This is a genomic window from Streptomyces sp. CRN 30 (genome assembly GCF_034105845.1).
This window is the reverse complement of record NZ_JAVRHI010000450.1, coordinates 1-22,975: the sequence shown is the minus strand read 5'-3', so window position 1 is coordinate 22,975 and position 22,975 is coordinate 1. Positions and strand designations below refer to the sequence as shown.

The following is a 22,975-nucleotide window of genomic DNA, read 5'->3' as shown; positions in this document are numbered from 1 at the left end:
GTTCAGCCGCGCCGTGCACACCGCCCGCCACGACACGTCCACCGCGGTCACCCGGGCGCCCCGCCGCGCGGCGGCCAGCGCCAGCGCGCCGGTCCCGGTACACACCTCCAGGACCGCCGCGCCGGGCACGAGCGGCTCGTCGGCGAGGGCGCCGGACAGCAGCGCCGTGTCTTCTTGCGGGGCGTAGACGCCCGGCAGCACCAGTGGGGTCACCCGCCCCAGGTACCCCTGTGGTCAGGAAACATGGGCCGGTTCCGCTTCCTCGCCGAGCGGCACGCGCAGCGACGAGCGGCCCGCCCGCCACTCGGTCAGCAGCCGGGCGGCGAGGAGGTCCTCGACGTGCCCGGTGGCGTCGATACCGAAGATCACGTCCGGTGCGAGGTGCGGCTCCTGTTCCAGCAGACCGGCGATCACCTCGTGGCGGACGATCTGCTCGTGGACCGCGTCCGCCTCGACGTGCTCGTCGTAGAAGTGCTCGGCGGCCGGTCCGGCGCCGGTACGGCGCATCGCCTCGGCGAGCCGCCGGGAGCCGGGCGAGGAGGTGATCTCGACCGCCGCGAAGTGGCCCACGAGGGCGCCCCTGAGGGACCGGTGCAGCCCGAACAGGGACATCATGTTCACGATGGTGAGCGTCTCGGCGGACGCGGCGTCGAGGTAGCGCCCGTACGTCGTGTCCAGGCCGAGGTCGGCCATCAGGTCGGCGAACAGCAGGGCGTGCACCCGGTCGGGCCGCCCGCCGCCGAACTCGTCGAACTCCACCGCCGCCATCGCCGCCTTCGGCCGCCCCCACAGCCGGGGCAGCACCCACGCGTGCGGGTCGGCTTCCTTCAGGTGGTACAGGGAGCGCTGGGCGGCGTACTCCCGCAAGTGCCACAGCTCGCCCTTGTCCCGCAGGAAGTGGCTGACGCCGGTGGCGTCGGCCGGTTCCACCAGCAGCTCGGCGACGGCGTCCTCGACGGTCTCATGGACGCGGGTGCCGGCCCTGAGGGCGGCCAGGAACCGCTCCTCCAGCGCCGCGCGGAACCGCAGCAGCCCAGGGTCCCACTCCCGTTCGGGGTCCACCCCGGCGAATCCGCGGTAGTGCAGCTCGTAGCACTGGTACAGCGCGAGCTGGAGGTCGTCGCCGTAGGCCGGGGCGTCCGCCGCGGCCTCGGGGCGGGGGAGCGGGCCGGTGCCCCGCAGGTGGTCGCGGACGGCCGCGGAGAGAGGTCCCCGGGCGGACGGCGGCTGTGGTCCTTGGCGGCGGTCGGTCTCCATACGCCGCCGGGTACCCCGCCGTCCGCCCGGTCATCCCGGGCCGGACGGGGGACGGCCCCCCCGGGGCCGGCCCGGGACCTCTGCTGTCCGTCCGGGGCAGGCCCGGGACCTCCGCTGTCCGTCGCGGGCAGGCCCAGAACCCCCGCTGTCCGTCCGGGGCCGGCCCCATGACCTTCGTCGTCCGCTCGGTGGCCCCGGACGGCCGACGGGTCAGTCGTGGTGGGACTCCTCCTGGGCGCCCGTGTTCGGCGAGGTCGCGTCGCCGGCCTCGCCGCGGTGGCCCCGCTCGCCCGGGGCGTCCGGGTCGCGGGTCTCGGCCTCCTCGACCTCGCGCAGGACCTCCTCGATGGCCGTCTCGGGCTCCTTGTGACCGTGCTCGCCGTCTCGGGACACGAGCGTCTCCTCTCGTCGCGATGGTTCTCTTCCGGTGCGGCGGTGCGCCGTGCGGGTCAGTGGCCCCGGGCCGCCGCGATGCGCAGCGGGACCGGCGCCGGGACGGACCGGGCGTCCTCGTCCCAGCGGGCGGTCTCCGCCCACCAGGAGGGACCGTCCTCGATGTGCCGCAGCATGATGCCCTCGCGGATCGCCCACGGGCACACGGTCACCACGTCGATACCGGTCAGCTTCATCGCCGTGTGCGCGATCACCGCCCCGGCCAGGCTCTGCGCGGCGCGCGGTGCGGAGATGCCGGGGAGCTTCGCGCGTTCGGCGGCGGGCAGGACGGCCAGCCGGTCGATCGCCGTCCGCAGCTCCCCGCAGTGCAGCTCCCGCTCCACGAACGGGCCGTGCCGACCCGGCGCGGCGCCGCACAACCGCCCCAGCTGCTGGAACGTCCGCGAGGTGGCCACGGCGGTACGCGGCCCCTCCCAGCGGATCCGGGCCGCGACGTCCCGCAGCTGGTGGCGGACCCGGCGGCGCAGCGCCCGTATCCGCTCCGGCGCCGGCGGGTCCTGCTCCTCGAAGAACTCATGGGTCAGCCGGTTCGCGCCCAGCGGCAGCGAGGCCACGAAGTCCGGCAGCCGGCCGCGGCCGAACGCCACCTCCAGCGACCCGCCGCCGATGTCGAGCAGCGCCAGCGGCCCGGACCGCCAGCCCATCCAGCGCCGCGCGCCGAGGAAGGTCAGCTCGCCCTCCACCTCGCCCGGCAGGGTGCGCAGCGGAACACCGGTGCGGGTCCGCACCGTGTCCAGCACCTCCTGGCGGTTGGGCGCGTTGCGCACCACGGCGGTCGCGAACGCCAGCGGCCCGGCCGCCCCCCAGCGGGCCGCGGTGCGGTCCGCCTCGGCGACCGCCTCGGTCAGCCGCTCGACCGCCTCCTCGGGGACCGGGCCCCCCGGTCTCACCTGCTCCGACAGTCTCAGCCGCCATTTGGCGGTGTGCACGGGGAGCGGTACGCCGTCCCGCGCGTCCGCCACCACGAGCCGGACCGTCTTCGACCCCACGTCCACCACGCTTATTCGCATGCTGCCGCAGTACCCATTCCCGGTGCGGATCAACGTTCGCGGTCAGGCCAGCTGCCGCCGCACCAGCCCGTGCAGCCGCCCGCCGGTGTCGGCCAGCAGCGCCGCGGGCGGGCCCTGCTGCACGATCCGGCCGCCCTCCATGACGATGACACGGTCGGCGTCCAGCACCGTGGTGAGCCGGTGCGCGATGACGATCCGGGTGGCGTCGATCGCCTTGGTCGACTCGATCACCGTGCGCTGTGCCGCGTTGTCGAGGGCGCTGGTCGCCTCGTCCAGGAAGAGCACCCGGGGCCGGCGGACCAGCGCCTGCGCGATCATCAGCCGCTGCCGCTGGCCGCCGGAGACCGACTCGCCCGAGACGAGGGTGTGCAGGCCCATCGGCATCCGCCGGATGTCGTCGCCGAGCCCCGCCAGCTCGGCCGCAGCCATCGCCTCCTCGGGCGTACAGGGCTCGGTGCCGCGGATGACGTCCAGGATCGACCCGGTGAACGGCTGCGCGTGCTGGAGGACCACCCCGCACTGCCGGCGCACCGCCGACGGATCGAGGGCGGCCAGGTCCTGACCGTCGTACAGCACACTCCCGGACAGCGGGCGGTCGAAGCCGATCAGCAGCCGCAGCAGCGTGGACTTGCCGCAGCCGCTCGGGCCGACGACCGCCACGAACTCGCCCGGCCGCACCTCGAAGGAGACGTCGTCCAGCACCGTCGGTCCGTCGTCGGTGTACCGGAACGACAGCCGCCGCGCCTCGACCGCCCCCGACAAAGGACCCGGCCGGGTGCTCGCCGCACGCGCCTCCGGTGCCGCCTGAAGGACCGGCCTGATCTCCTCGAACAGCGGCAGCGCCGCCACCGCCGACACGAACGCGCCGGTCAGCTGGGTCACCGAGGTCAGCAGCATGGTCACCGCGGTGTTGAAGGTCAGGAACTCGGCCGCCGACATCGACCCGCGCGCCGGGCCCGCCAGCAGCATGAACATCACCAGCGTGCACAGCGGCAGGTAGACCGCGCCGAGCACCGCGTTGAGGTTCTTGACGTGCCCCGCCCGCCGTTGCAGCTCGCGGCTGCGCGCGAACTGCCCCGCCCAGGCCGCGTACGCGTAGTTCTCGGCCGCCGCCACCCGCAGCTTGGGCAGCCCGCGCAGCGTCTGGAACGCCTGGTTGTTCAGCTTGTTGCCGAGCACCACCAGCCGCCGCTGCCAGCGCACCTGCCACAGCCCGAGGACCAGGAAGAGCACCGCTACGGCCACCAGCATCCCGAGCGCCGCCAGGGCCATCGGCACGCTGTACCAGAGCAGCAGCGCCAGGTTCATCGCGCCGACCGCCACCGACTGCGCCACCGTCGGACCGACCCCCGCGAGCAGCCGGCGGATCTGGCAGACGCCCATGGCGGCGCTCGCCAGCTCACCGGTGGAACGCTCCGCGAAGAACTTCGTCGGCAGCCGCAGCAGCCGGTCCCACACGGCCGGCTGGAGCGCCGCCTCGATCCGGCCCTCCAGCCGCAGGATCGTCAGGTTCTGCAACAGCGTGAACGCCGCCGTCACCACCCCGCCGAGCAGCACCGCGAGACAGACCTGCGTGATCAGGTCCGTCCGCGCCCTCGGCACGAACTCACCGAGCACCTTGCCGGTGGCGATCGGCACCACCGCCCCGATCGCCACGGTGACCAGCCCGGCCAGCACCAGCAGCGCCAGGTCGCCGCGCGCGCCCCGCAGACAGAACCGCAGCAGCCGCACCACTCCCGGCCCGCGCTCCGGCAGCGGCCGGTAGAACATCACCGCGCGCGGCTCGAACTCCCCGGCGTTCCCCTTGCCCACCGGCGTGGACCGGCCCGTCACCGGATGCACCGCCGCGTAGCCCCCGCGCCGCCACAGCAGCGCCACCGGCGCACCGGACAGCGCCCGGTGCCCCACCAGCGGCCCGACGTCCTCCCGCCACCAGCGCCCGTCGAGGCGCACCGCGCGGCTGCGTACCCGCGAGGCCAGCGCCACCCGTTCCACCTCGTCGAGCCGCTCCCCGTCGGGGCCGTCGCGCGGGGGCTCGGCGAGGGTGATCCCGGCCGCGCGGGCGACCAGTTCGCAGGCCGCGTACGTGGCGTCGGTGTCGGCGGCCGTCGCGCGCCGGCCGGTCCGCTCGCCGAGGGAGGCGAGCAGCGTCCGGTCGGCACGGGCGCGCACCGCCTCCCCGGCCCTGATCCCGGCGGCGGCCCGCGTCTCGTGGTTCTGTTCGAGCTGCTCGATCCAGCGGTCCAGGGTGGTCAGCAGCCGGTACTGCTGGTCGACCATGCTCCGCCACAGCGCCGGGTCCATCAGCAGACCGTCCGCCGCCCGCCCGCCGTGGACCGGCCCGTACCGGACGCTGCCCGGCGGCACCCGCATCCAGAACACCTCGTCGTCACCGGCCGCCGTCCCGCCCTCGCCGGCCATCGGAGCCTGGAAGAGGACGGACAGGCCCCGGCCGACGCCCAGGGCCAGGGCGTATTCCAGCGGACTCGCCGTCGGCGGCACGTGACTCGGGTTGCCCCACTCGTCGTAGGACCAGGTCTCGGTGGCCGCCGTGCGGTACAGCTCGCGCAGTTCGACGCGGCGCACCACACAGCCGCGCAGCGGGCGGGCGACGAGCGTGTGCGCGGGTCCGGTGACCGGCCCGAGCAGCAGCGTGCCCGCCTCCAGCCGGCCGAGATGGTGCCAGGTGCCCTCCCGCCCGGCGTCCACCGCGAACAGGTCCGTCGCGCCCGCCGCGACCAGCCACAGCACCTGCGGCCCCGCCAGCTCCAGCCGGCCCCGCGCGGAGCAGTCCACCGGTGTGCCCAGCGCGCCGAGCGCCCCCAGCACCACGTCCTGCCCGTGCTCGTCCACGGCCGTCATCTCACCGCTCCCCGACCAGCGCCGCGTACGCGCCGCCGCGCGCCACCAGTTCCTCGTGCCGCCCGCGCTCCACGACCGTGCCGTGGTGCAGGACCACGATCTCGTCGCTGTCCCGGACCGTGCTCAGCCGGTGCGCGATCACCACGCAGGCGCAGCCCCGGCGGCGCAGGTTGTCCATCACGACCAGTTCGGTCTCCGCGTCCAGCGCGCTGGTCACCTCGTCCAGGACCAGGACGCTGGGCCGGCGCACCAGCGCCCGCGCGATCTCCAGCCGCTGGCGCTGCCCGCCGGAGAAGTTCCGCCCGTCCTGCTCGACCCGGCCGCGGATGCCGCCCGGCCTGCCGAGGACCACGTCGTACAGCGCCGCGTCCCGCAGCGCCCGGACCACCGCCTCGTCCGGCACGGAAGGGTCCCACAGCGCCACGTTGTCGCGGACGGTCCCCTCGAACAGGAACACGTCCTGGTCGACGAAGGAGACGGAGGCCGCCAGCGCCCCGCGCGGAATGTCCTCAAGGCGCTGCCCGTCGATGCGGATCACCCCCTCCCAGGGCGTGTACAGCCCGGAGATCAGCCGGGACACCGTCGACTTGCCGCTGCCCGAACCGCCGACCAGCGCCACCTGCCGCCCCGGTCCCACGCTCAGGTCGAACCCGGTCAGCAGCGGCTCGTCCAGCGGGCTGTAGCCGAAGGAGACGTTCTCCAGCTCGACGTGGCCCCGCAGCCGGCGCGTCGACCCGCCCGCGTCCGCACGGCCGTGGAGCGGGTCGGCGTCGAAGTTCTCCACGTCCTTCAGCCGCGCCACGTCGGCCGCGAAGTCCTGGATGCGGCCCGCCACGCCGTTGAGCCGCGTCAGCGGCGCCGTGAACCGGGCCACCAGCGCCTGGAAGGCGACCAGCAGCCCCACCGAGATGTGCCCCTCCACCGCGCGCAGGCCACCGATCCACAGGATCAGCGCGCTGTTGACCGTCGCCAGCGTCGGCGCGACCACCCCCAGCCAGGCGCTCGGCACCCCGAGCCGCTGCTGCTCCTCAAGGGTCGTGGCGTGCTGCCCCGCCCACGTGCGGAAGTAGCCGTCCTCCCCGCCGGTCGCCTTCATCGTCTCGATCAGCTGGAGACCGGTGTACGCGGTGGTGGTCAGCCGCGCCGAGTCCGCGCGGAGCTTCGCCGTACGGGTCGCCCTGAGCCGGACGACGACCCGCATCGCCACGATGTTCAGCAGCGCCACCCCGACGCCGACGAAGGTGAGCTGTGGATCGTAGGTGTACAGCAGCAGCGCGTAGAGGACGACGACGACCGCGTCCACCCCGGCCGCCGCCAGGTCCCGGGAGAGGGTCTCGGCGACCGCGTCGTTGGACTGGAGCCGCTGGACCAGGTCGGCCGGGGAGCGCTGCGCGAAGAACGTCACCGGCAGCCGCAGCAGGTGCCGCAGGAAGCGGGCGCTGGACAGCGTCGAGGAGATCAGCCGCCCGCGCAGCAGGTTCTCCTGCTGCGACCAGGTCAGCACCAGGGTGAGCAGAACGCACGCCGCCATGGACGCGAACAGCACGCCCAGCAGCGAGGTCCGCCCGCCGATCAGGAACATGTCGACATAGGTACGGCTGAGCGCGGGCACCGCCGCGCCGACCAGCACCAGCAGCAGACTGGCCAGCACCGCGGCGGGCAGGGTGCCCGCGGTGCCGCGCAGCCGGGCCGGGAGCGCGCCCAGCACCCCGGGCCGTCGGCCGCCCCGGGTGAACCCGGGGCCCGGCTCCATGGTCAGGACCACCCCGGTGAAGGAACCGTCGAACTCCTCCGCCGGGACGAACCGGCGGCCCTTGCCGGGGTCGTTGACGAACACGCCGCGCCGGCCGAAGCGGCGGCCCGTGCCGTCGTAGACGACGTAGTGGTTGAACTCCCAGAAGAGCACGGCCGGTGCCCGCACCCCGGCGAGGGCGGCCAGGTCCATCTGCATGCCCTTGGCGGTCAGACCGTAGGAGCGCGCCGCCTTCAGCAGGTTGCCGGCGCGCGAGCCGTCGCGGGAGACGCCGCAGGCGATGCGCAGCTCCTCCAGCGGGACGTGCCGCCCGTAGTGGGCGAGCACCATCGCCAGGGAGGCGGCGCCGCACTCCACGGCCTCCATCTGGAGCACGGTGGGCGTACGGACCCTTCCCGCCCGTGCCTCGGGCACCCGGCGCTTCGGCGGGGCGGCGCGGCGGCGGCCCCGCGTCCCGGTCCGGGCGCTCACGGCAGCAGCCAGTCGACGGGGTGCTCGTCGGCGAGCCGCACGGACCCCGTGGCCATGGTCATCGACGTCAGCGCGAACGGCGGCCCCTGCGACGACGACCAGGCGTAGCCGCTCTCCGTGCCCGCGGAGGGTTCGAGGCGCACCGTCACCGCGACCGGCCTGCCGTCCTCGGTGAACTGCTCGGCGAGCCGGCCGTCACCGAGGAAGGCGGAGATCTGCCGGGCGGACTGCGCGGCGCGGTCCACGGACGCCACCCGGCCGCGGAGCACCCCGTACTCCTGGGCCGGCACCGACTGCACGGTCAGGTCCACCGCGGCGTGCGCGGAGACGGCGGCGGCGCTCTCGGCGGGGACGTACACGGTGGCGTAGAGCGGGTCGTCGGCGTGCGCGACCTTCTCCACGGCGGCGACGTCCGCCCCGGTGGAGATGATCTGCCCGACGGTCGCGGCGAGCGCGCTGACCCGGCCCGCGTCCAGGGCGCGGACGACGCTCTCGCCGTCGGCCGTACGGACCTTCAGCACGGGGGCGCCGGCGGCGAGCCGTTCGCCCTGCCGCGCGACGACGGCGGTCACCTGGCCGGCCACAGGGCTCTGCAACAGGTAGCTGCCCTGGTTGTGGGTGAGGACGGCCGGCGCGTCGACCGTGGAGGTCACCGAGCCGGTCACCGCCCACACGCAGGCGGCGGCCGTCGTCAGCACGGTGACGGACAGCACCAGCCAGCCCTGGGGGCGGGCGAAGCGCACGGGGAGGTCCAGCTCCTCGGGCGAGTGGAGCTTGGCGAGGGCCTGTCGGCGGAACTGCACGGGAGGGTGTCCAGGGGATAGGGCGAACGCCGGGAAGTCCCGGAGCCGGGGATGCGGCTCCGGGACTCAGCGGCACGAGGGCGCGATCAGAGACCGGTGACCAGGTTGGTGACCGGGGCGGTGTTCAGACCGGTGACACCCTCGACGGTGCCGACGACCGTGTCGACCAGGCCGGAGACCGGGGCGATGCCGTCCACGAGGCCGGTGACGGTGCCCGCGGCGTTCACCGAGAGACCGCCGGAGACGTTGTCCAGCTCGGCGTCGGAGAGCTCGGCGGTCTCGACCTGGGGGGTGGAGTTCATGGGGAACTTCCCTTCGTACTAGCCATTTCACAAGGGGGGAGCGGCCCCCTCCGGGGACGGACGACGGCCGCGACCGCGGGTGCCCGACACCCGTTCTCCGGAGCCCTGGCGGCCCCCGCGGTGCGATGGATCAAAGCACGCCCGCCGTCCGGGCTTCCACTCGATCACCCCGTCCCACCAGGGGAGTTGCTCCACATCGGGGCCCAGACGTGCAGGTCCGGGCACGCCTTCGCGGTGACTTCTTCACACGCGGCGCAGCATCGCCGCACCGGCCCCCCTTGCCCCGCCCGCGGTGAATCCGGCACACCTCGCCAATGACGTACGCGAAGCGCGTGGTTGTGCAGAACCTCCAACGGGGGTGACCGGGGTGGGCGCGGAATGTGCAGATTCGCCGAAGCGGGGATTCCGCTCGGCGACCCGCACGGAACGTGACCGGACGGCTTCGCCGGGTGCCGGTCGGGCGCCGGGTGAACGCCGCACACGGCCCGTGCGTACCTCCTGCCGTCCAGGCGCCCCGTACCCCGTCCCCAGGAGGTCGAGAAGGTTGAGTCACAAGCGAATGCCGAAGCGGAAGGCCGCGATCGCGGCGGGCGGCGTCGTGGCGCTCGGAGCGGCCGCGATCCTGCTGCCGCAGGCCGGCGCCTCGCAGAGCGGCACGTCGGACCAGGCCGACGCGGCACCCCGCACCCTGAAGGCGACCGACGCCTCCGACCTCGCCGCCCGCCTCGCCGCGACGCTCGGCGACGCCTTCGCCGGGTCGTACTACGACGCGGACGACCGGCAGCTCGTCGTCAACGTCGTCGTCAACGGCGACGACAACGACGTGATCGTCCAGGCGAAGAGCGCGGGCGCGAAGGTCCGCCAGGTCGACAACACCCTCGCCGAACTCGACCGGGGCGCCGCGACGCTGAAGGCCGAGGCGACCGTCCCCGGCACGTCGTGGGCGGTCGACCCGCGGACCAACAAGATCCTCGTCACCGCCGACTCCACCGTCACCGGCGAGCGCTGGGACCGGGTCGAGTCCACCGTGCGGGAACTCGGCTCCGGCGTGGCCACGCTGAAGAAGTCCGCCGGCACCTTCAAGACGTTCGTCTCCGGCGGCGACGCGATCTTCGGCGGCGGGGCGCGCTGCTCGCTCGGCTTCAACGTCGTCGCGGACGACGGCGCGCCCGCCTTCCTCACCGCCGGGCACTGCGGGGTCGCCGCCGAGCAGTGGTCCGACGCGCAGGACGGCGCGCCGATCGCCACCGTCGACCAGGCGGTCTTCCCCGGCGACGGCGACTTCGCACTGGTCCGCTACGACGACCCGGCCACCGAGGCGCTGAGCGAGGTCAACGTCGGCGAGCAGACGGTCGCCGTCTCCGCGGCCGCCGAGGCCACCGTCGGCGGGCAGGTCCTCCGGATGGGCAGCACGACCGGGCTGGCCGACGGACAGGTGCTGGGGCTCGACGCCACGGTCAACTACCCCGAGGGCACGGTCACCGGCCTCATACAGACCGACGTCTGCGCCGAACCCGGGGACAGCGGCGGCCCGCTGTTCACCCAGGACGGTCTCGCGGTCGGCCTCACCTCCGGCGGCAGCGGCGACTGCACGGTGGGCGGCGAGACGTTCTTCCAGCCGGTGACCACCGCGCTGGAGGCGGTGGGGGCGACGCTGGGGGCGGGGGATGCCGGTGGCGCGGGCGATGACGCCGGTGCCGGTGAGGAAGGCGCCGGTGCCGGTGAGTACGGCATGACGCCCACGCACTGACGCGTCCGTACCGCCCCCGTACTCACCCGCCCCGTAGTTGTCCGCCCGTGCTCACCCGCGCGGGTGCTGCCCGCGGCCCTCCCCGGGGAGGGCCGCCCGCAGCAGCATCAGGGCGATGTCGTCCGCCCGTTCCTCCCCGTCCGCCTCGTGCCGCACCAGACCGTCCGCCAGGACATCCAGCGGTACGTCGCCCGCCCCGGCCAGCCGCCGCCCCAGCCCGGCCACGGCGTCTTCGATGTCGACCCCCGGCGACTCCACCAGCCCGTCCGTGTAAAGGGCGAGCAGCGCACCGGGGGCGAACGGCACCTCCGTCGTCGGATACACGGCCGACGCGTCGATGCCCAGCAGCGGCCCCCCGGCGACCTCCACCGTCCCCACCCGCCCGTCGGACCGGCGCAGCAGCGGCGGCGGATGCCCGGCCCGCGCCATCACCGCCCGCCCGCCGCCCGGTTCGATCCGCAGGTACAGACAGCTGGCGAACAGCTCGGTGCCGAGGTCGATCAGCAGCCGGTTGGTGCTGCGCATGACCTCCTCCGGCGACTGGCCGACCGCCGTGTACGCGCGGACGGCCGTGCGGACCTGTCCCATCAGCCCCGCCGCCGTCACGTTGTGCCCCTGCACGTCCCCGATGACGGCCGCCGCCGCGCCCCCTCCGGTCGGCACCAGGTCGTAGAAGTCGCCGCCGATGTCCATGCCCCGCGTCGCCGGGAGGTAGCGGGCGGCCGCCTCGATCCCGGGCAGCGCCGGCAGCGAGTGCGGCAGCAGCGCCGCCTGCAGCCCGTGCGCGAGCCGGTGCTTCGCGTCGTAGAGCAGGGCCCGGTCCAGTGCCTGCGCGACCAGCCCGGCCATGCTGGTGAGCACCGCCCGCTCGTCGGTGGTGAAGGGGTGCGGCGCGCCGTAGGCGAGGACACACGTGCCCACCGGCCGCCCCGAGGCGATCAGCGGCAGGTACGCCCAGGCCGCGTAGCCGTCGGGGGTCGCCTGCCGCGCCGGGTAGCGGCGGTACAGCTCCGCCTCCGACTCGAGGAAGACCGGCACGCCCGTCCGCAGGACGTCGGTGCCGGGGGTCCGCTCGGTGAGCGGCAGCCCGTCGAACCGTCCGACGGTCCGCGGATCCGGATAGCCCCGGTGCCCGAGGACGTGCATCCGGCCCGCCCGGGAACCGAGCACCACCAGGGCCCGCGCGCCGACGGTCGGCGCGATCTCGTCCGCGACCAACTGCACGACGTCCCGTACCCCGACCGCCTCGGCCAGGGCACCGGTCAGGCTCACCACCTGGGAGACGGTGACGAGCCGGGGGGAGGACCCGGCCTCCGGCGCGGGCGCGGCCGCGCCGGTCCGCGGCTCCGTGCCCGCCCTGTCGATCCGGACGCTGAGCCCGCTCCGGCTCGGGTACAGCCGGAACGACAGCCGGTCGCCCGGCGGGCGCAGCGCCTCGAAGGAGGTGGCGCGCTGGCTGAACAGCGCGGCCCGGTAGCGGTCCTCGTACAGCGGGTCGTTCAGCCACGGCACCACGGACCACAGCTGCTCGCCGAGGAGCCGGTCGACGGGGACGCCCATCAGCCCGGCCGCCGCCGCGTTGGCGAAGGCGACCCGTCCGTGCAGGTCCAGCGAGCAGAGCCCGTCCGGCAGCCGCCCCACCATCCGCACCGCCTCCAGCGAGCCGGACGTCCCCGCCACGTCCCCCACCGACGGCGCGGCCGGCAGATCGGGCTCGGCGTGGACGGGCAGCCGTGCCCGCGCGGCCCGGTCCAGCCGTACGGCGAGCCGGTCGCAGGCCGCCGTGAGCCGCTCCCGGGCCCGCGTGGGCAGCTCCGGCGGGTGCGTGCCCGGCCAGGTGAGGAAGACCGCGCCGTGGACGGTGGAAGGGGTCGCGACCGGCAGCGCGGCCATCGCGAAGGGATAGGGGAGGACGACGGCGACCCGCGGATAGCGGCGTGCCATCTCCTCCTCGCCGCCGATCCAGACCGTCCGCCGCTCGCGCACCGCGTCGGCCACCGGCACCTGGGCGTGCAGCGTCACCCGCTCCCAGGGCGCCGCGAAGACCCGGGGGAGCCCCGCCATCACGGCCATCTCCAGGACCGGCGGGTCCGCCGCCAGCAGGTAGACGGCGCCGGACTGGGCCCGGGTGTCCTCCATCATCGAGGCCAGCGCGATGGACAGCACGGGCTGCCCCACGTGCCGCGCCTGCGCGGGCCCCGCCGGGGGCGTCCCGGGCACCGGCGCCGACGACCGCCGCCTCTCGGACACGCCGACCACCTCCTCGCCAGGCACCGCCGCGCGCACCCGTACTCAAATCTTCCTCCTGTCGCCCCTGCGCGCACGGCGAGCGCACGTACGACTCGCGCCCGCTCGCACGGCGTGCGCCGGTGTTTGGCCGGGCGCCCGTCGGGGAACCCGGCGTCGGTCACGGCAAGCGAGAAGGAAGTGGATGATCCGTGATCACGGACACCGGAGAGACACCCGCTCGGCGCCCCGAGACGGGCTGGTCCAAGGCCCGTGCCCGGCGTGGCGCGGGCGCGGTGCGCACCTCGTTGCCCGCCGTGGAGGAAGCCGGCGGACGGCGTGCGCCGCGGCCCGGACCGGAGCAGAACATCGTCCGGGGCGAGGACTGACCCGCAAGGACAGCAACCCACAGATCACGGCGCGGCAACCGGCTTGCCGCGCCGTCGTCATCGCCGAGTAAATCAACTAACGTTCCGTTCACCCGGATCGACAGTAGGGTGAACCAGATGAAGGCACTGGTGCTGTCCGGCGGCGCGGGCACCCGGCTGAGGCCCATCACACACACCTCGGCCAAGCAACTCGTCCCGGTCGCCAACAAAGCTGTCCTGTTCTACGGACTGGAGTCCCTGGCCGAGGCCGGGATCACCGAGGTCGGCATGATCGTCGGCGACACCGCCGAGGAGATCGAGGAAGCCGTCGGCGACGGGTCGCGGTTCGGGCTGCGGGTCACCTACATCCCGCAGGAACGCCCCCTGGGGCTGGCCCACGCGGTGCTGATCGCCCGGGAGTACCTCGGCGACGACGACTTCGTCATGTACCTCGGCGACAACTTCATCGTCGGCGGGATCACCGACCTCGTCGCGGAGTTCCGCGCCCACCGGCCGGACGCGCAGATCCTGCTCACCCAGGTGGCCGACCCGCGCGCCTTCGGCGTCGCGGAACTGAGCCCGGACGGCCAGGTCCTCGGCCTGGAGGAGAAGCCGCAGCACCCCAAGAGCGACCTGGCCCTCGTCGGCGTCTACCTCTTCACCCCCGCCATCCACGAGGCGGTGCGGGCCGTCAAGCCCTCCTGGCGCGGCGAGTTGGAGATCACCCACGCCATCCAGCACCTCATCGACCTCCGCGCCGACGTCCGCTGCACGGTCATCAAGGGCTACTGGAAGGACACCGGCAACGTCGGCGACATGCTGGAGGTCAACCGGACGGTCCTGGAGGCCATGGAGCGCCGCATCGACGGCGACGTCGACGACGCGTCCGAGACCATCGGCCGGGTCGTGGTGGAGAAGGGCGCGCGGATCGTCAACTCCCGCATCGTCGGCCCCGCCGTCATCGGCGCCGGCAGCGTGGTCAGCGACTCCTACGTCGGTCCGTTCACGTCCGTCGCGGAGAACTGCCGGATCACCGACAGCGAGGTGGAGTTCTCCATCGTGCTGCGCGAGGCGTCGATCCACGGGGTGGGCCGGATCGAGGCCTCGCTCATCGGCCGGCACGTGGAAGTGACCCCGGCACCCAGCGTGCCCAGCGCCCACCGACTCGTCCTCGGAGACCACAGCAAGGTGCAGATCCACTCATGAACCTCCTCGTCACCGGCGCCGCCGGGTTCATCGGCTCCCGCTACGTCCGGGGGCTGCTCGCCGCCGACACGCCCGACGCGCCGCGCGTCACGGTGCTCGACAAGCTCACCTACGCCGGCACCCTCGACAACCTCGAACTCGACCACCCGCGGCTGGAGTTCGTCCAGGGCGACATCCGCGACGCCGAACTGGTCGACAAGCTCGTCGCGGAGGCCGACCAGGTGGTGCACTTCGCCGCCGAGTCGCACGTCGACCGCTCCATCCTCGGCGGCCACGACTTCGTCCTCACCAACGTCGTCGGCACCCAGACCCTGCTCGACGCCGCCCTCAGGCACGGTCTGGAGACCTTCGTGCACGTCTCCACCGACGAGGTCTACGGCTCGATCGCCGAGGGCTCGGCCGCGGAGACCTGGCCGCTCGTCCCCAGCTCCCCGTACTCCGCCTCCAAGGCGTCCTCCGACCTGATCGCCCTGGCCTACCACCACACCCACGGCCTCGACGTACGGGTCACCCGGTGCTCCAACAACTACGGCCCGCACCAGTTCCCCGAGAAGGTGATCCCGCTCTTCGTCACCAACCTCCTCGACGGCGAGAAGGTCCCGCTCTACGGCGAGGGCCTCAACGTCCGCGACTGGCTCTACGTCGACGACCACTGCCGCGGCGTGGAGCTGGTGCGGACCCGCGGCCGGGCCGGTGAGGTCTACAACATCGGCGGCGGCACCGAGCTGACCAACAAGGAGCTGACCGGCCTGCTGCTGGCCGCCTGCGACGCCGACTGGGACCGCGTCGAGTACGTCGAGGACCGCAAGGGCCACGACCTGCGCTACTCGGTCGACTGGAGCAAGGCCCGCGACGAACTCGGCTACCGCCCCGAGCACGACTTCACCGCCGGGCTCGCCGAGACCGTCGCCTGGTACCGGGAGAACCGCGACTGGTGGGAGCCGCTGAAGCGGCGCGTCGCCCGGGGACAGTCATGAGGTGGCTGGTCACCGGCGCGGGCGGCATGCTCGGCCGGGACGTCGTGGCCGAGCTGACCCGCCGCGGCGAGGAGGTGGCGGGCCTTAGCCGCACGGCGCTGGACATCACCGAACCCGCCTCCCTTGAGCAGGCGTTCGACGCGCACCGCCCCGACCTCGTCGTCAACTGCGCCGCCTACACCGCGGTCGACGACGCCGAGACCGACGAGGCCCGCGCCCTGGAGATCAACGGCGAGGGGCCCCGGCTGCTCGCCCGCACGTGCGCCGCGCACGGCGCCCGGCTCGTCCACGTCTCCACCGACTACGTCTTCGACGGCGGCGACCGCGACGCCCCCTACCCGGAGGACCACCCCACCGGGCCCCGCACCGCCTACGGCCGCACCAAACTGGCCGGGGAGCGGGCCGTCCTGGAGGAACTCCCGGACGCGAGCGCCGTCCTGCGCACCGCCTGGCTCTACGGCGTCCACGGCCGCAGCTTCGTCCGCACCATGATCGGCCTGGAGGGCAGCCGCGACACCGTAGACGTCGTCGACGACCAGCGCGGCCAGCCCACCTGGAGCGCCGACGTCGCCGCCCGCGTCGCCGACACCGGACCGCTCGTCGGCCGCGGCGCGCACGGCGTCTACCACGCCACCAGCACCGGCGAGGCGACCTGGTACGACCTCGCCCGGGAGGTCTTCTCCCTGCTCGGCGCCGACCCCGACCGGGTCCGCCCGACCGGGAGCGCGGCCTTCGTCCGGCCCGCGCCCCGCCCCGCATACAGCGCCCTCGCGCACGGCCGCTGGCAGGAGATCGGCCTGCCCGCGCCCCGCGACTGGCGCTCCGCCCTGCACGAGGCTCTTCCCAGAATCCGCAAGGAGTCCAGTTGAAACGGCACGAGTTCCTGCGGGAACTTCACAAGGCCAGCGCCAACCGCAACTACCTGGAGATCGGCGTCAACGACGGCCGCAGCCTGCGCCTCTCCCGGGTACCCAGCATCGCGATCGACCCCGCCTTCAAGGTCGTCTCGGAGCTGAAGTGCGACGTCCACCTGGTCAAGGCGACCAGTGACGACTTCTTCGCCCGGAAGAACCCCCTCGCCCACCTCAGGAGCGGCCGGCACCCGCTGCGCAACATGCGCCGGGGCCGCTCCCTGACCGGGTACTGGCGCCGTACCACCCTCGACCTGTCGTTCATCGACGGCATGCACCTCTTCGAGTACGCGCTGCGCGACTTCATCAACGTGGAGAAGCACTCGGACTGGTCCAGCGTGATCGTCCTGGACGACATGCTGCCGCGCAACGTCGACGAGGCCGCCCGCGACCGGCACACCGGCGCCTGGACCGGCGACGTCTACAAGATCACCGAGGTGCTCGCCCGGTACCGGCCCGACCTGGTGACCGTCCAGGTCGACACCCAGCCCACCGGCCAGCTGGTCGTCTTCGGCGCCGACCCGGAGAACACCGTCCTCCAGGACAAGTACGACGAGATCATGGCGGAGTACCTGGTCGAGGACCCGCAGAAGGTCCCCGAGGCGATCCTGGAGCGCTCCGGGGCCGTGCCGCCCGGGATACTGCTGGAGGCGGGTTTCTGGGGCCGCCTGGTGAAGGCCCGCAACCTCGGCCTCGGCCGCTCCCGCGGCTGGGAGCCGCTGCGCCGCGCGGTGGAGCAGGTCGGCGTCAGCCGCTAGGACACGAGCGGACTCCCGCCCCGAGGACACGAGCGGACTCCCGCCGCCGGGGCGGGAGTCCGCTGCTCCCTACCGCCGGCCGCGCAGCTCTTCGTAGTACGCGGTGCAGGCCGCGTACGACGGCAGCAGCCCGGCCTCCTCCGCCTCGGCCAGGGTCGGCGCGGCGGCGTCCTTCTCGGAGAGCACGGGCGGCACGTCCTCGGGCCAGGCGATGCCCAGCGCGGGGTCGAGCGGGTGCACCCCGTGCTCGCGGCCGGGCGCGTACCCGGTGGAGCACAGGTAGACCACGGTGGCGTCGTCGGTGAGCGCCATGAAGGCGTGCCCGAGCCCCTCGGCGAGGAACACCGCGTGCCGGGTGTCGTCGTCGAGCCGCACCGCCTCCCACTGCCCGAAGGTGGGGGAGCCGGTGCGGATGTCCACGACCACGTCGAGGACCGCGCCCCGTACGCAGGTGACGTACTTGGCCTGGCTGGGCGGCACGTCGGCGAAGTGCACGCCGCGCAGCACACCCCGGCGGGAGACCGAGCAGTTGGCCTGCGCCAGTGTCAGGTCGTATCCGGTCGCCTCGCGGAACTCCGCGCCGCGGTACCACTCGTGGAAGCTGCCCCGGTCGTCGGGGAACACCTTGGGCTCCAGTACCCAGGCGCCCGCCATGTCCAGTGCCCGCACGTTCTCACGCCCTCGCCTTCGGGGCTTCCCGCAGCCGGGAAGCGGCCTTCCGCACGGCGGCGCCGACCGCGCGCCGTGCCTTGCGCACCAGCCGTCGCACGGCACCGGGCCGCGGCGCCGCCCCCACCCGCACCCGGCCGTCCTCGGCCCTCAGGCTCTGCGGCAGGGCGTGGAAGCGCGGATCGCCCTCCGCCGGCGCCAGCCGCACCGACGCCTTCCAGGTGCCCCCGGCCAGGACGTCGGCGGGCAGCACCGCGGTGAGCCGGGACCGCGCCGGGTCCGGGGTCGGCGCCAGTGTGCCGGGCACGTCGAGGGTCCGCCCCGGCGCGGCGAGCCGCAGGAGCGCCTCGGTCTCCCCGGGCACGTACAGCGGCAGGCCCGCGCGCAGCCGGTCGCCGGTCACGGAGAGGTCGGCGCGCGGCAGTCCGAGCCGCCGGGTGGAGGCGGCGAGGTCCAGCGACAGGTTGCGGTGCGGGTCGGTCCAGTACGGCAGGACCGTACGGCCGCCGACGACCGCGGCGGCCGGGTCGGGGCGGCCGGCCGAGCGGGGCACGGGGCCGAGCCGGCACTCCTTGGTCCAGCCGCCGAGCTTCACCCGGACGAGGGCGTCCCACACGCCGTCGCCGGGGAGCGTGGCCGGGTCGACGGTGGCCGTCGCCCGCAGCGTCAGCCGGACCCGGCCGTCGTCCCCGGCGGGGACGGACTCGCGGGTGAACCGCACCGGCTGGAAGTGCTGGGCGGCGCTGGAGCGTTCGCGCAGCAGCAGGTCGGCGGTGGCGGCCCCGAAGCGGACGGCGGTCTCCGCCTTCACCCACGCGATCGCCGCGGCGACGTCCTTCGGCGCCCCCTCCAGCGGCGTGCCGGCGGCGTCCGCGGGGAACGTCATCGGCTCCCCACCGCTCGTGTACTCGGTCAGGAAGTCCAGGACGAGGGTGCCGTCCTGCCAGGTCACGCCCTCGGGCGACGAGCGCAGCGCAACGGACGCCTCCCACTCGGCGAACGCCACGGCGTCGGCGTAGCGGTCGGCGGCGGCCAGCGCGGCCACGACCCGCTGGGTCGGCTGGAGGCCGGCCGCCACCCCGGGGCCGAACCGTTCGACGACGACCTTGTGGATCTCCGTGAAGAGTTCCCGGCGGTAGTCGTCGGGCGCGGTCAGCAGCCGCTTGCCGCGCAGCCGTTCGACCATCTCGTTGCGCAGCCAGCGGCGGAACAGCCGGTCGCGCAGCGCGCCGGAGTCGGTGTACTTCTCGACGACGTCGAGGGCCTCGCGGAGATTGGCGAAGTAGCCGACCGGATCGAAGCGCTGGAAACCGGCGTTGGAGGCGTCGTCGCGCTTGACGTGGTAGTAGCAGACGTAGTCGCTGAGCACCGAGACGTTCTCCGCGCGGAGGTACGCCTCGGTGACGAAGACGTGGTCCTCCAGCCGCCGGCGGCCCTCGGGGAACCGCAGCCCGATCCGGTCCAGGAACTCGCGGCGGACCATCTTGTGCGGGGTGAGGCTGTCGATCAGCGGGGTGCCGGCGAGAGTGGCGCGCGGGTGGTTGCGGCGGAACAGCTCCACCGGCACCGGGCGGCCCTTGCCGGCCATCTTGCCGACGACGACGTCCGCGCCGTTGGCGACCCCGTAGTCGTACATGCGTTCAAGGGCTTCGTCGCCCAGGTAGTCGTCGTTGTCGACGAACATGACGTACTCGCCCCGCGCGGCCTCGATGCCGACGTTGCGCGGCTTCCCCGACCAGCCGGAGTTCTCCTGGTGGATCACCCGCATCCGGGGGTCCTCGGCGGCGAGCGCGTCGAGCCGGGCCGGGGTGGCGTCGGTCGAGCCGTCGTCGACGAAGACCACCTCGTACGCTTCGGGCGGCAGGGACTGCCGCTGCAACGAGGCGATGCAGTCCTCGATGTACGTCCCGGGGTTGTAGACGGGAACGATGACGCTGACCTTGACCGGCATCGGGCTTGGGCCCCCCTGGGTCTCTTGCCGTATCTCTGCTGCTGAGGCGGAGGTGCCCGATGCTAACGCGGCCGGCCGGGTCCGCCGCCTCCGCCCCGGCGTCGAGTCCCCCTGCCGTGCGGCGGGTTCAGCCGCGCGGGGCGTCCAGCAGGGCGAGGACCTCGGCGGTGGTGCCGGTCTCGCCGAGCCGGGGGAAGACCCGCTCGACGCTGTTGCGGTGCATGTCCGCGTCCAGGTCGCTCATCGCGTCGGTGGCGAGGGTGACGTGGTAGCCGTGCTCGTGGGCGGCGCGGGCGGTGGACTCCACACCGATACCGGTCGCGATGCCGGTCAGCACGATCTGCGTGACGCCGCGGCGGCGCAGCTGCACGTCGAGGTCGGTGCCGTGGAAGGCGCCCCAGTTGTGCTTGGTGACGAGGATGTCGTCCGCGCCCCGCATCTCGTCCACGATGACGTCCCAGCCCTCGGGGCGGGCGCCGCCGCTGCCGCCCTCGGTGCGGCCGGGCGGGACGTCGCCGCCGTCCGCGCCGAAGGAGACCCGCACCAGGACGACGGGGAGCTTACGGGCCCGGAAGGCGTCGGCCAGTGCGGCGCTGCGGGCGACGACGTCGGCGGCGGAGTGCGGGGCGACGGGCGCGGCGACGATGCCGGCCTGGAGGTCGATGACGACGAGGGCGGTACGGGGGTCGAGGGCGGTGAGCGCCATGGGGTGCGGGCCTTTCGGTGGTGCGGGGGAGAAGGGGTACGGACGTCAGGGCCTGCGGGTCATCCGGTCCAGCAGGGCGAGCGCGTCGAGGACGGTCCGCCGCTCCTCCTCGCTGCACCGCTCCTCGAACGCGCGGGCGAGCCACTCGTCGCGGACCTGCCGGTCGCCGTCGACCCGGGCGCGGCCCGCGTCGGTGAGGGTGACCAGCTGGCGGCGGCCGTCGTCCGGGTCGGGCGTGCGGCGGATCAGTTCGCGCTGCGTCAGGGCGACGAGGGTCGCCGCCATGGACTGCGGGCGGACCCCCTCGGCGGTGGCGAGGGCGCTGGCGGTGGCGGCGCCGTGCTTGCCGACCAGGGTGAGGGCCGACACCTGCGACGGAGTGAGGTCCTCGTCCCGGGCCACCTCCCGGATGCGGCGGCGCAGCCTGCTGAAGACCACGCGCAGGTCGTGCGCGGCGCGGGTGGCGGAGTCGGAGATGCCCTCGGCGGGCTCGGCGGCGTCCGTGTTCATGTCTTCGACCTTAGAATCGACAGGAATGACTGTCCAGTCGAACTGAACAGTTTTACCTGTTCATGTCCGAACGGCGGGCCGGCGGACCGGCGGACCGGCGGACCGAGGGGCCGCGGCCTAGTCTGGCCCGGTGCGTCTGCTGATGATGTCCGACACCCATCTGCCGAAGCGAGCCCGCGAACTCCCCGCGCCCCTGCTGGCCGAGACCGAGCGCGCCGACGTCGTGCTGCACGCGGGCGACTGGGTCGACACGGCCACCCTCGATCTCCTTCAGGCCCGCTCTCGCCGGCTCGTCGCCGTGTACGGCAACAACGACGGCCCCGAGCTGCGCGCACGGCTGCCGGAGGTCGCCCGCGCCGACCTCGGCGGCCTGCGTTTCGGCGTCGTCCACGAGACGGGGGCGGCCCAGGGCCGGGAGGCGCGCTGCGCGGCCCGCTTCCCCGGCCTGGACGTCCTGGTCTTCGGACACAGCCACATCCCGTGGGACACCACCGCGGAGACGGGCCTGCGGCTGCTCAACCCCGGCTCCCCGACCGACCGGCGCCGCCAGCCGTACTGCACGTACCTGACCGCCGAGGCGGCCGACGGCCGGCTCACCGACGTGGAACTGCACCACCTGCCGCGACGGACGGCCTGACACCTGACGGCCTGACACCGGGCTGCCTGACACCGGGAGGCCGTCAACGGCGGCGCCGCCACCGGCGTATCCCCGTCAGCAGCGCGAGCGCGGCCAGGACCACGGCCGTCACCGTTCCGGCCTGGCGAGCCAGGGGGACGCCGGCCAACCGGAACAGGTCCAGCGGCTCGTCCGGCGCGGCGGGTACCGGGTGCGCCCGCGCCGCCGGTTCCTTCCCCGCCGGCTCCTCCCCGGCCGATGTCCCCCCGGCCGGCGTCTCACCGGGCGTTTCCCCCTGTGCCGGACCGGCCAGCCGCTCGCTCAGGTTCGCCGCGAACCGGCCGATGATCCGGTCGCCCACCTCCGTCAGCACGCCCCGCCCGAACTGCGCCGGCCGGCCGGTCACCGTCAGCTCCGTGCGCACGGACACGGCCGTAGCGCCGTCCCGCCCGCTCAGCGTGCCGGTCACCGTGGCCCGCGCGGTGCCCTGGCCCCGCGCCTCCCGGCCGCCCGCGACGAGCACCACGCGGTGCGCCGTGTCGTCCCGCTCGTCGAAGACAGCGGTGCCCCTGTACGTCAGCGTCACCGGGCCCACCTTCACCTTCACCGACCCGGTGACGGTCTTGCCGTCGTAGTCCTCGACGGTCGCGCCCGGCATGCACGGGGCGATCCGTTCGATGTCGAGCAGCGCCTCCCACGCCTCGTCGACCGGGACCGGGACGGTGAACTCGTGATGCAACTCCATGACGACCTCCTCATGTCGATGACGCCGGACGGGGCGGCGGACGGGACGCCGGCCGCGACGGTGCGCGGATCTCCGCCGCCAGGTGCTCAAGGGCGGACAGGCTGTGGCCGGACACGAAGGCGTCCAGGTGCGGGAGGGCCGCCGCCATGCCCGCGGCGAGCGGCGCGTAACCCGGCCGCGCCTTGAGCGGGTTGGCCCACACCACCCGGTGGGCCAGGCGGCGCAGCCGGAGCATCTGGGCCGCGAGCAGCTCCGGGTCACCGCGCTCCCAGCCGTCCGACAGCAGGACCACCACCGCGCCGCGCGCGGTGCCCCGCTGCCCCCACCGGTCGAGGAACTCCCGCAGCAGCGGCCCCAGCCGGGTGCCGCCCCGCCAGTCGGGCACGGCCGCCCACACCGCGGCCAGCGCCCGGTCCGCGTCGCGGTGGGTCAGCTGCCGCGTCACCCGCGTCAGCCGCGTGCCCACGGTGAACACCTCGGCCGGCGTGGAGCGCGCGGCGGCGTGCGCGAACCGCAGCAGCGCGTCCGCGTACGGCGCCATCGAACCGCTTATGTCGACGAGCAGCACCAGCCGGCGCGGACGTACCGTCCGCGCCCGGTGACGGAGCCGCACCGGCTCCCCGCCCTGCCGCAGCAGTCGGCGCACCGTCCGGCGCGGGTCGACCGGCCCG

Annotated in this window: 22 protein-coding genes; 7 read left to right on the top strand and 15 right to left on the bottom strand. The window is 74.2% G+C overall.

Features of this window, described 5'->3' with window-relative positions; all coding sequences use genetic code 11:
• The 8 genes from UW392_RS51515 to UW392_RS51480 all read right to left on the bottom strand — a co-directional run.
• Positions 1 to 213, bottom strand: a 213-nt coding sequence (locus UW392_RS51515; RefSeq protein WP_414497547.1) for a methyltransferase domain-containing protein, incomplete at its 3' end; no start/stop codon positions are given.
• A gap of 21 nt (positions 214 to 234) precedes the next feature.
• Positions 235 to 1,257 carry an iron-containing redox enzyme family protein gene (locus UW392_RS51510; RefSeq protein ID WP_320782352.1) on the bottom strand — a complete coding sequence of 341 codons (1,023 nt, stop codon included), beginning with the start codon at positions 1,255 to 1,257 and terminating at the stop codon, positions 235 to 237.
• A 210-nt stretch (positions 1,258 to 1,467) separates the two neighbouring features.
• Positions 1,468 to 1,650, bottom strand: coding sequence for a hypothetical protein (locus UW392_RS51505; protein WP_320782351.1), 183 nt, complete (start codon positions 1,648 to 1,650; stop codon positions 1,468 to 1,470).
• Between the two features lie 56 nt (positions 1,651 to 1,706).
• Positions 1,707 to 2,720 carry a Ppx/GppA family phosphatase gene (locus UW392_RS51500; protein WP_320782350.1) on the bottom strand — a complete coding sequence of 338 codons (1,014 nt, stop codon included), beginning with the start codon at positions 2,718 to 2,720 and terminating at the stop codon, positions 1,707 to 1,709.
• Between the two features lie 42 nt (positions 2,721 to 2,762).
• Complete coding sequence (locus UW392_RS51495; protein WP_320782349.1) at positions 2,763 to 5,582, bottom strand: NHLP bacteriocin export ABC transporter permease/ATPase subunit; 2,820 nt, start codon at positions 5,580 to 5,582, stop codon at positions 2,763 to 2,765.
• Between the two features lies 1 nt (position 5,583).
• A complete protein-coding gene (locus UW392_RS51490; RefSeq protein WP_320782348.1) occupies positions 5,584 to 7,806 on the bottom strand; it encodes an NHLP family bacteriocin export ABC transporter peptidase/permease/ATPase subunit in 2,223 nt (740 codons plus the stop codon).
• On the bottom strand, positions 7,803 to 8,609 hold the full coding sequence (locus UW392_RS51485; protein WP_320782347.1) for an HlyD family efflux transporter periplasmic adaptor subunit: 807 nt from the start codon (positions 8,607 to 8,609) through the stop codon (positions 7,803 to 7,805). The genes UW392_RS51490 and UW392_RS51485 overlap by 4 nt, the downstream gene beginning before the upstream one ends.
• Before the next feature lie 86 nt (positions 8,610 to 8,695).
• On the bottom strand, positions 8,696 to 8,911 hold the full coding sequence (locus UW392_RS51480) for a type A2 lantipeptide (RefSeq protein WP_320782346.1): 216 nt from the start codon (positions 8,909 to 8,911) through the stop codon (positions 8,696 to 8,698).
• A gap of 544 nt (positions 8,912 to 9,455) precedes the next feature.
• On the opposite strand from UW392_RS51480, the gene UW392_RS51475 reads away from it, so the two are divergent.
• On the top strand, positions 9,456 to 10,661 hold the full coding sequence (locus UW392_RS51475) for a S1 family peptidase (RefSeq protein WP_320782345.1): 1,206 nt from the start codon (positions 9,456 to 9,458) through the stop codon (positions 10,659 to 10,661).
• 51 nt (positions 10,662 to 10,712) lie between these two features.
• Here UW392_RS51475 and UW392_RS51470 read toward each other — a convergent pair whose 3' ends face one another.
• Positions 10,713 to 12,920, bottom strand: coding sequence for a SpoIIE family protein phosphatase (locus UW392_RS51470; protein WP_414497548.1), 2,208 nt, complete (start codon positions 12,918 to 12,920; stop codon positions 10,713 to 10,715).
• Positions 12,921 to 13,099: 179 nt separating this feature from the next.
• On the opposite strand from UW392_RS51470, the gene UW392_RS51465 reads away from it, so the two are divergent.
• The 5 genes from UW392_RS51465 (at position 13,100) to UW392_RS51445 (ending at position 17,107) form a co-directional block, all read left to right on the top strand.
• Entirely contained in the window at positions 13,100 to 13,276 is a 177-nt protein-coding gene (locus UW392_RS51465) for a hypothetical protein (RefSeq protein ID WP_320782344.1), read from the top strand.
• Positions 13,277 to 13,393: 117 nt separating this feature from the next.
• Positions 13,394 to 14,461: a glucose-1-phosphate thymidylyltransferase gene (locus UW392_RS51460; RefSeq protein ID WP_320782343.1), complete on the top strand. Its 1,068-nt coding sequence runs from the start codon at positions 13,394 to 13,396 to the stop codon at positions 14,459 to 14,461.
• Positions 14,458 to 15,438, top strand: a complete 981-nt coding sequence (gene rfbB, locus UW392_RS51455; protein WP_320782342.1) for a dTDP-glucose 4,6-dehydratase — start codon at positions 14,458 to 14,460, stop codon at positions 15,436 to 15,438. The genes UW392_RS51460 and rfbB overlap by 4 nt, the downstream gene beginning before the upstream one ends.
• Positions 15,435 to 16,307: a dTDP-4-dehydrorhamnose reductase gene (rfbD, locus tag UW392_RS51450; RefSeq protein ID WP_320782341.1), complete on the top strand. Its 873-nt coding sequence runs from the start codon at positions 15,435 to 15,437 to the stop codon at positions 16,305 to 16,307. The genes rfbB and rfbD overlap by 4 nt, the downstream gene beginning before the upstream one ends.
• Complete coding sequence (locus UW392_RS51445; protein WP_320782340.1) at positions 16,304 to 17,107, top strand: class I SAM-dependent methyltransferase; 804 nt, start codon at positions 16,304 to 16,306, stop codon at positions 17,105 to 17,107. The genes rfbD and UW392_RS51445 overlap by 4 nt, the downstream gene beginning before the upstream one ends.
• A gap of 69 nt (positions 17,108 to 17,176) precedes the next feature.
• On the opposite strand, the gene rfbC is transcribed toward UW392_RS51445, so the two are convergent.
• From rfbC to UW392_RS51425, 4 genes are all read right to left on the bottom strand, one after another.
• The gene (gene rfbC, locus UW392_RS51440) at positions 17,177 to 17,776 is read right to left on the bottom strand and encodes a dTDP-4-dehydrorhamnose 3,5-epimerase (protein ID WP_320782339.1); all 600 of its coding nucleotides are present in this window, start codon (positions 17,774 to 17,776) and stop codon (positions 17,177 to 17,179) included.
• Between the two features lie 4 nt (positions 17,777 to 17,780).
• Positions 17,781 to 19,727 carry a glycosyltransferase family 2 protein gene (locus tag UW392_RS51435; protein WP_320782338.1) on the bottom strand — a complete coding sequence of 649 codons (1,947 nt, stop codon included), beginning with the start codon at positions 19,725 to 19,727 and terminating at the stop codon, positions 17,781 to 17,783.
• A gap of 127 nt (positions 19,728 to 19,854) precedes the next feature.
• Positions 19,855 to 20,433 (bottom strand): isochorismatase family protein, encoded by a 579-nt coding sequence (locus tag UW392_RS51430; protein ID WP_320782337.1) that lies wholly within the window; start codon positions 20,431 to 20,433, stop codon positions 19,855 to 19,857.
• A gap of 45 nt (positions 20,434 to 20,478) precedes the next feature.
• Positions 20,479 to 20,943, bottom strand: a complete 465-nt coding sequence (locus tag UW392_RS51425) for a MarR family winged helix-turn-helix transcriptional regulator (RefSeq protein WP_320782336.1) — start codon at positions 20,941 to 20,943, stop codon at positions 20,479 to 20,481.
• Between the two features lie 130 nt (positions 20,944 to 21,073).
• On the opposite strand from UW392_RS51425, the gene UW392_RS51420 reads away from it, so the two are divergent.
• Positions 21,074 to 21,580, top strand: a complete 507-nt coding sequence (locus tag UW392_RS51420) for a metallophosphoesterase (RefSeq protein WP_320782335.1) — start codon at positions 21,074 to 21,076, stop codon at positions 21,578 to 21,580.
• Between the two features lie 43 nt (positions 21,581 to 21,623).
• Here UW392_RS51420 and UW392_RS51415 read toward each other — a convergent pair whose 3' ends face one another.
• A complete protein-coding gene (locus tag UW392_RS51415; RefSeq protein ID WP_320782334.1) occupies positions 21,624 to 22,304 on the bottom strand; it encodes an SRPBCC family protein in 681 nt (226 codons plus the stop codon).
• Positions 22,305 to 22,314: 10 nt separating this feature from the next.
• A partial coding sequence (locus UW392_RS51410) for a vWA domain-containing protein (RefSeq protein WP_320782333.1) occupies positions 22,315 to 22,975 on the bottom strand: 661 nt, incomplete at its 5' end.

Bases quoted from the DNA above. Each gene is read 5' to 3' on its own strand.
- UW392_RS51510 (WP_320782352.1), bottom strand. From the start codon at position 1,257: ATGGAGACCGACCGCCGCCAAGGACCACAGCCGCCGTCCGCCCGGGGA.
- UW392_RS51500 (WP_320782350.1), bottom strand. From the start codon at position 2,720: ATGCGAATAAGCGTGGTGGACGTGGGGTCGAAGACGGTCCGGCTCGTG.
- UW392_RS51495 (WP_320782349.1), bottom strand. From the start codon at position 5,582: ATGACGGCCGTGGACGAGCACGGGCAGGACGTGGTGCTGGGGGCGCTC.
- UW392_RS51480 (WP_320782346.1), bottom strand. From the start codon at position 8,911: ATGAACTCCACCCCCCAGGTCGAGACCGCCGAGCTCTCCGACGCCGAG.
- UW392_RS51460 (WP_320782343.1), top strand. From the start codon at position 13,394: ATGAAGGCACTGGTGCTGTCCGGCGGCGCGGGCACCCGGCTGAGGCCC.
- rfbB (WP_320782342.1), top strand. From the start codon at position 14,458: ATGAACCTCCTCGTCACCGGCGCCGCCGGGTTCATCGGCTCCCGCTAC.
- rfbD (WP_320782341.1), top strand. From the start codon at position 15,435: ATGAGGTGGCTGGTCACCGGCGCGGGCGGCATGCTCGGCCGGGACGTC.
- UW392_RS51435 (WP_320782338.1), bottom strand. From the start codon at position 19,727: ATGCCGGTCAAGGTCAGCGTCATCGTTCCCGTCTACAACCCCGGGACG.
- UW392_RS51430 (WP_320782337.1), bottom strand. From the start codon at position 20,433: ATGGCGCTCACCGCCCTCGACCCCCGTACCGCCCTCGTCGTCATCGAC.
- UW392_RS51425 (WP_320782336.1), bottom strand. From the start codon at position 20,943: ATGAACACGGACGCCGCCGAGCCCGCCGAGGGCATCTCCGACTCCGCC.
- UW392_RS51415 (WP_320782334.1), bottom strand. From the start codon at position 22,304: ATGGAGTTGCATCACGAGTTCACCGTCCCGGTCCCGGTCGACGAGGCG.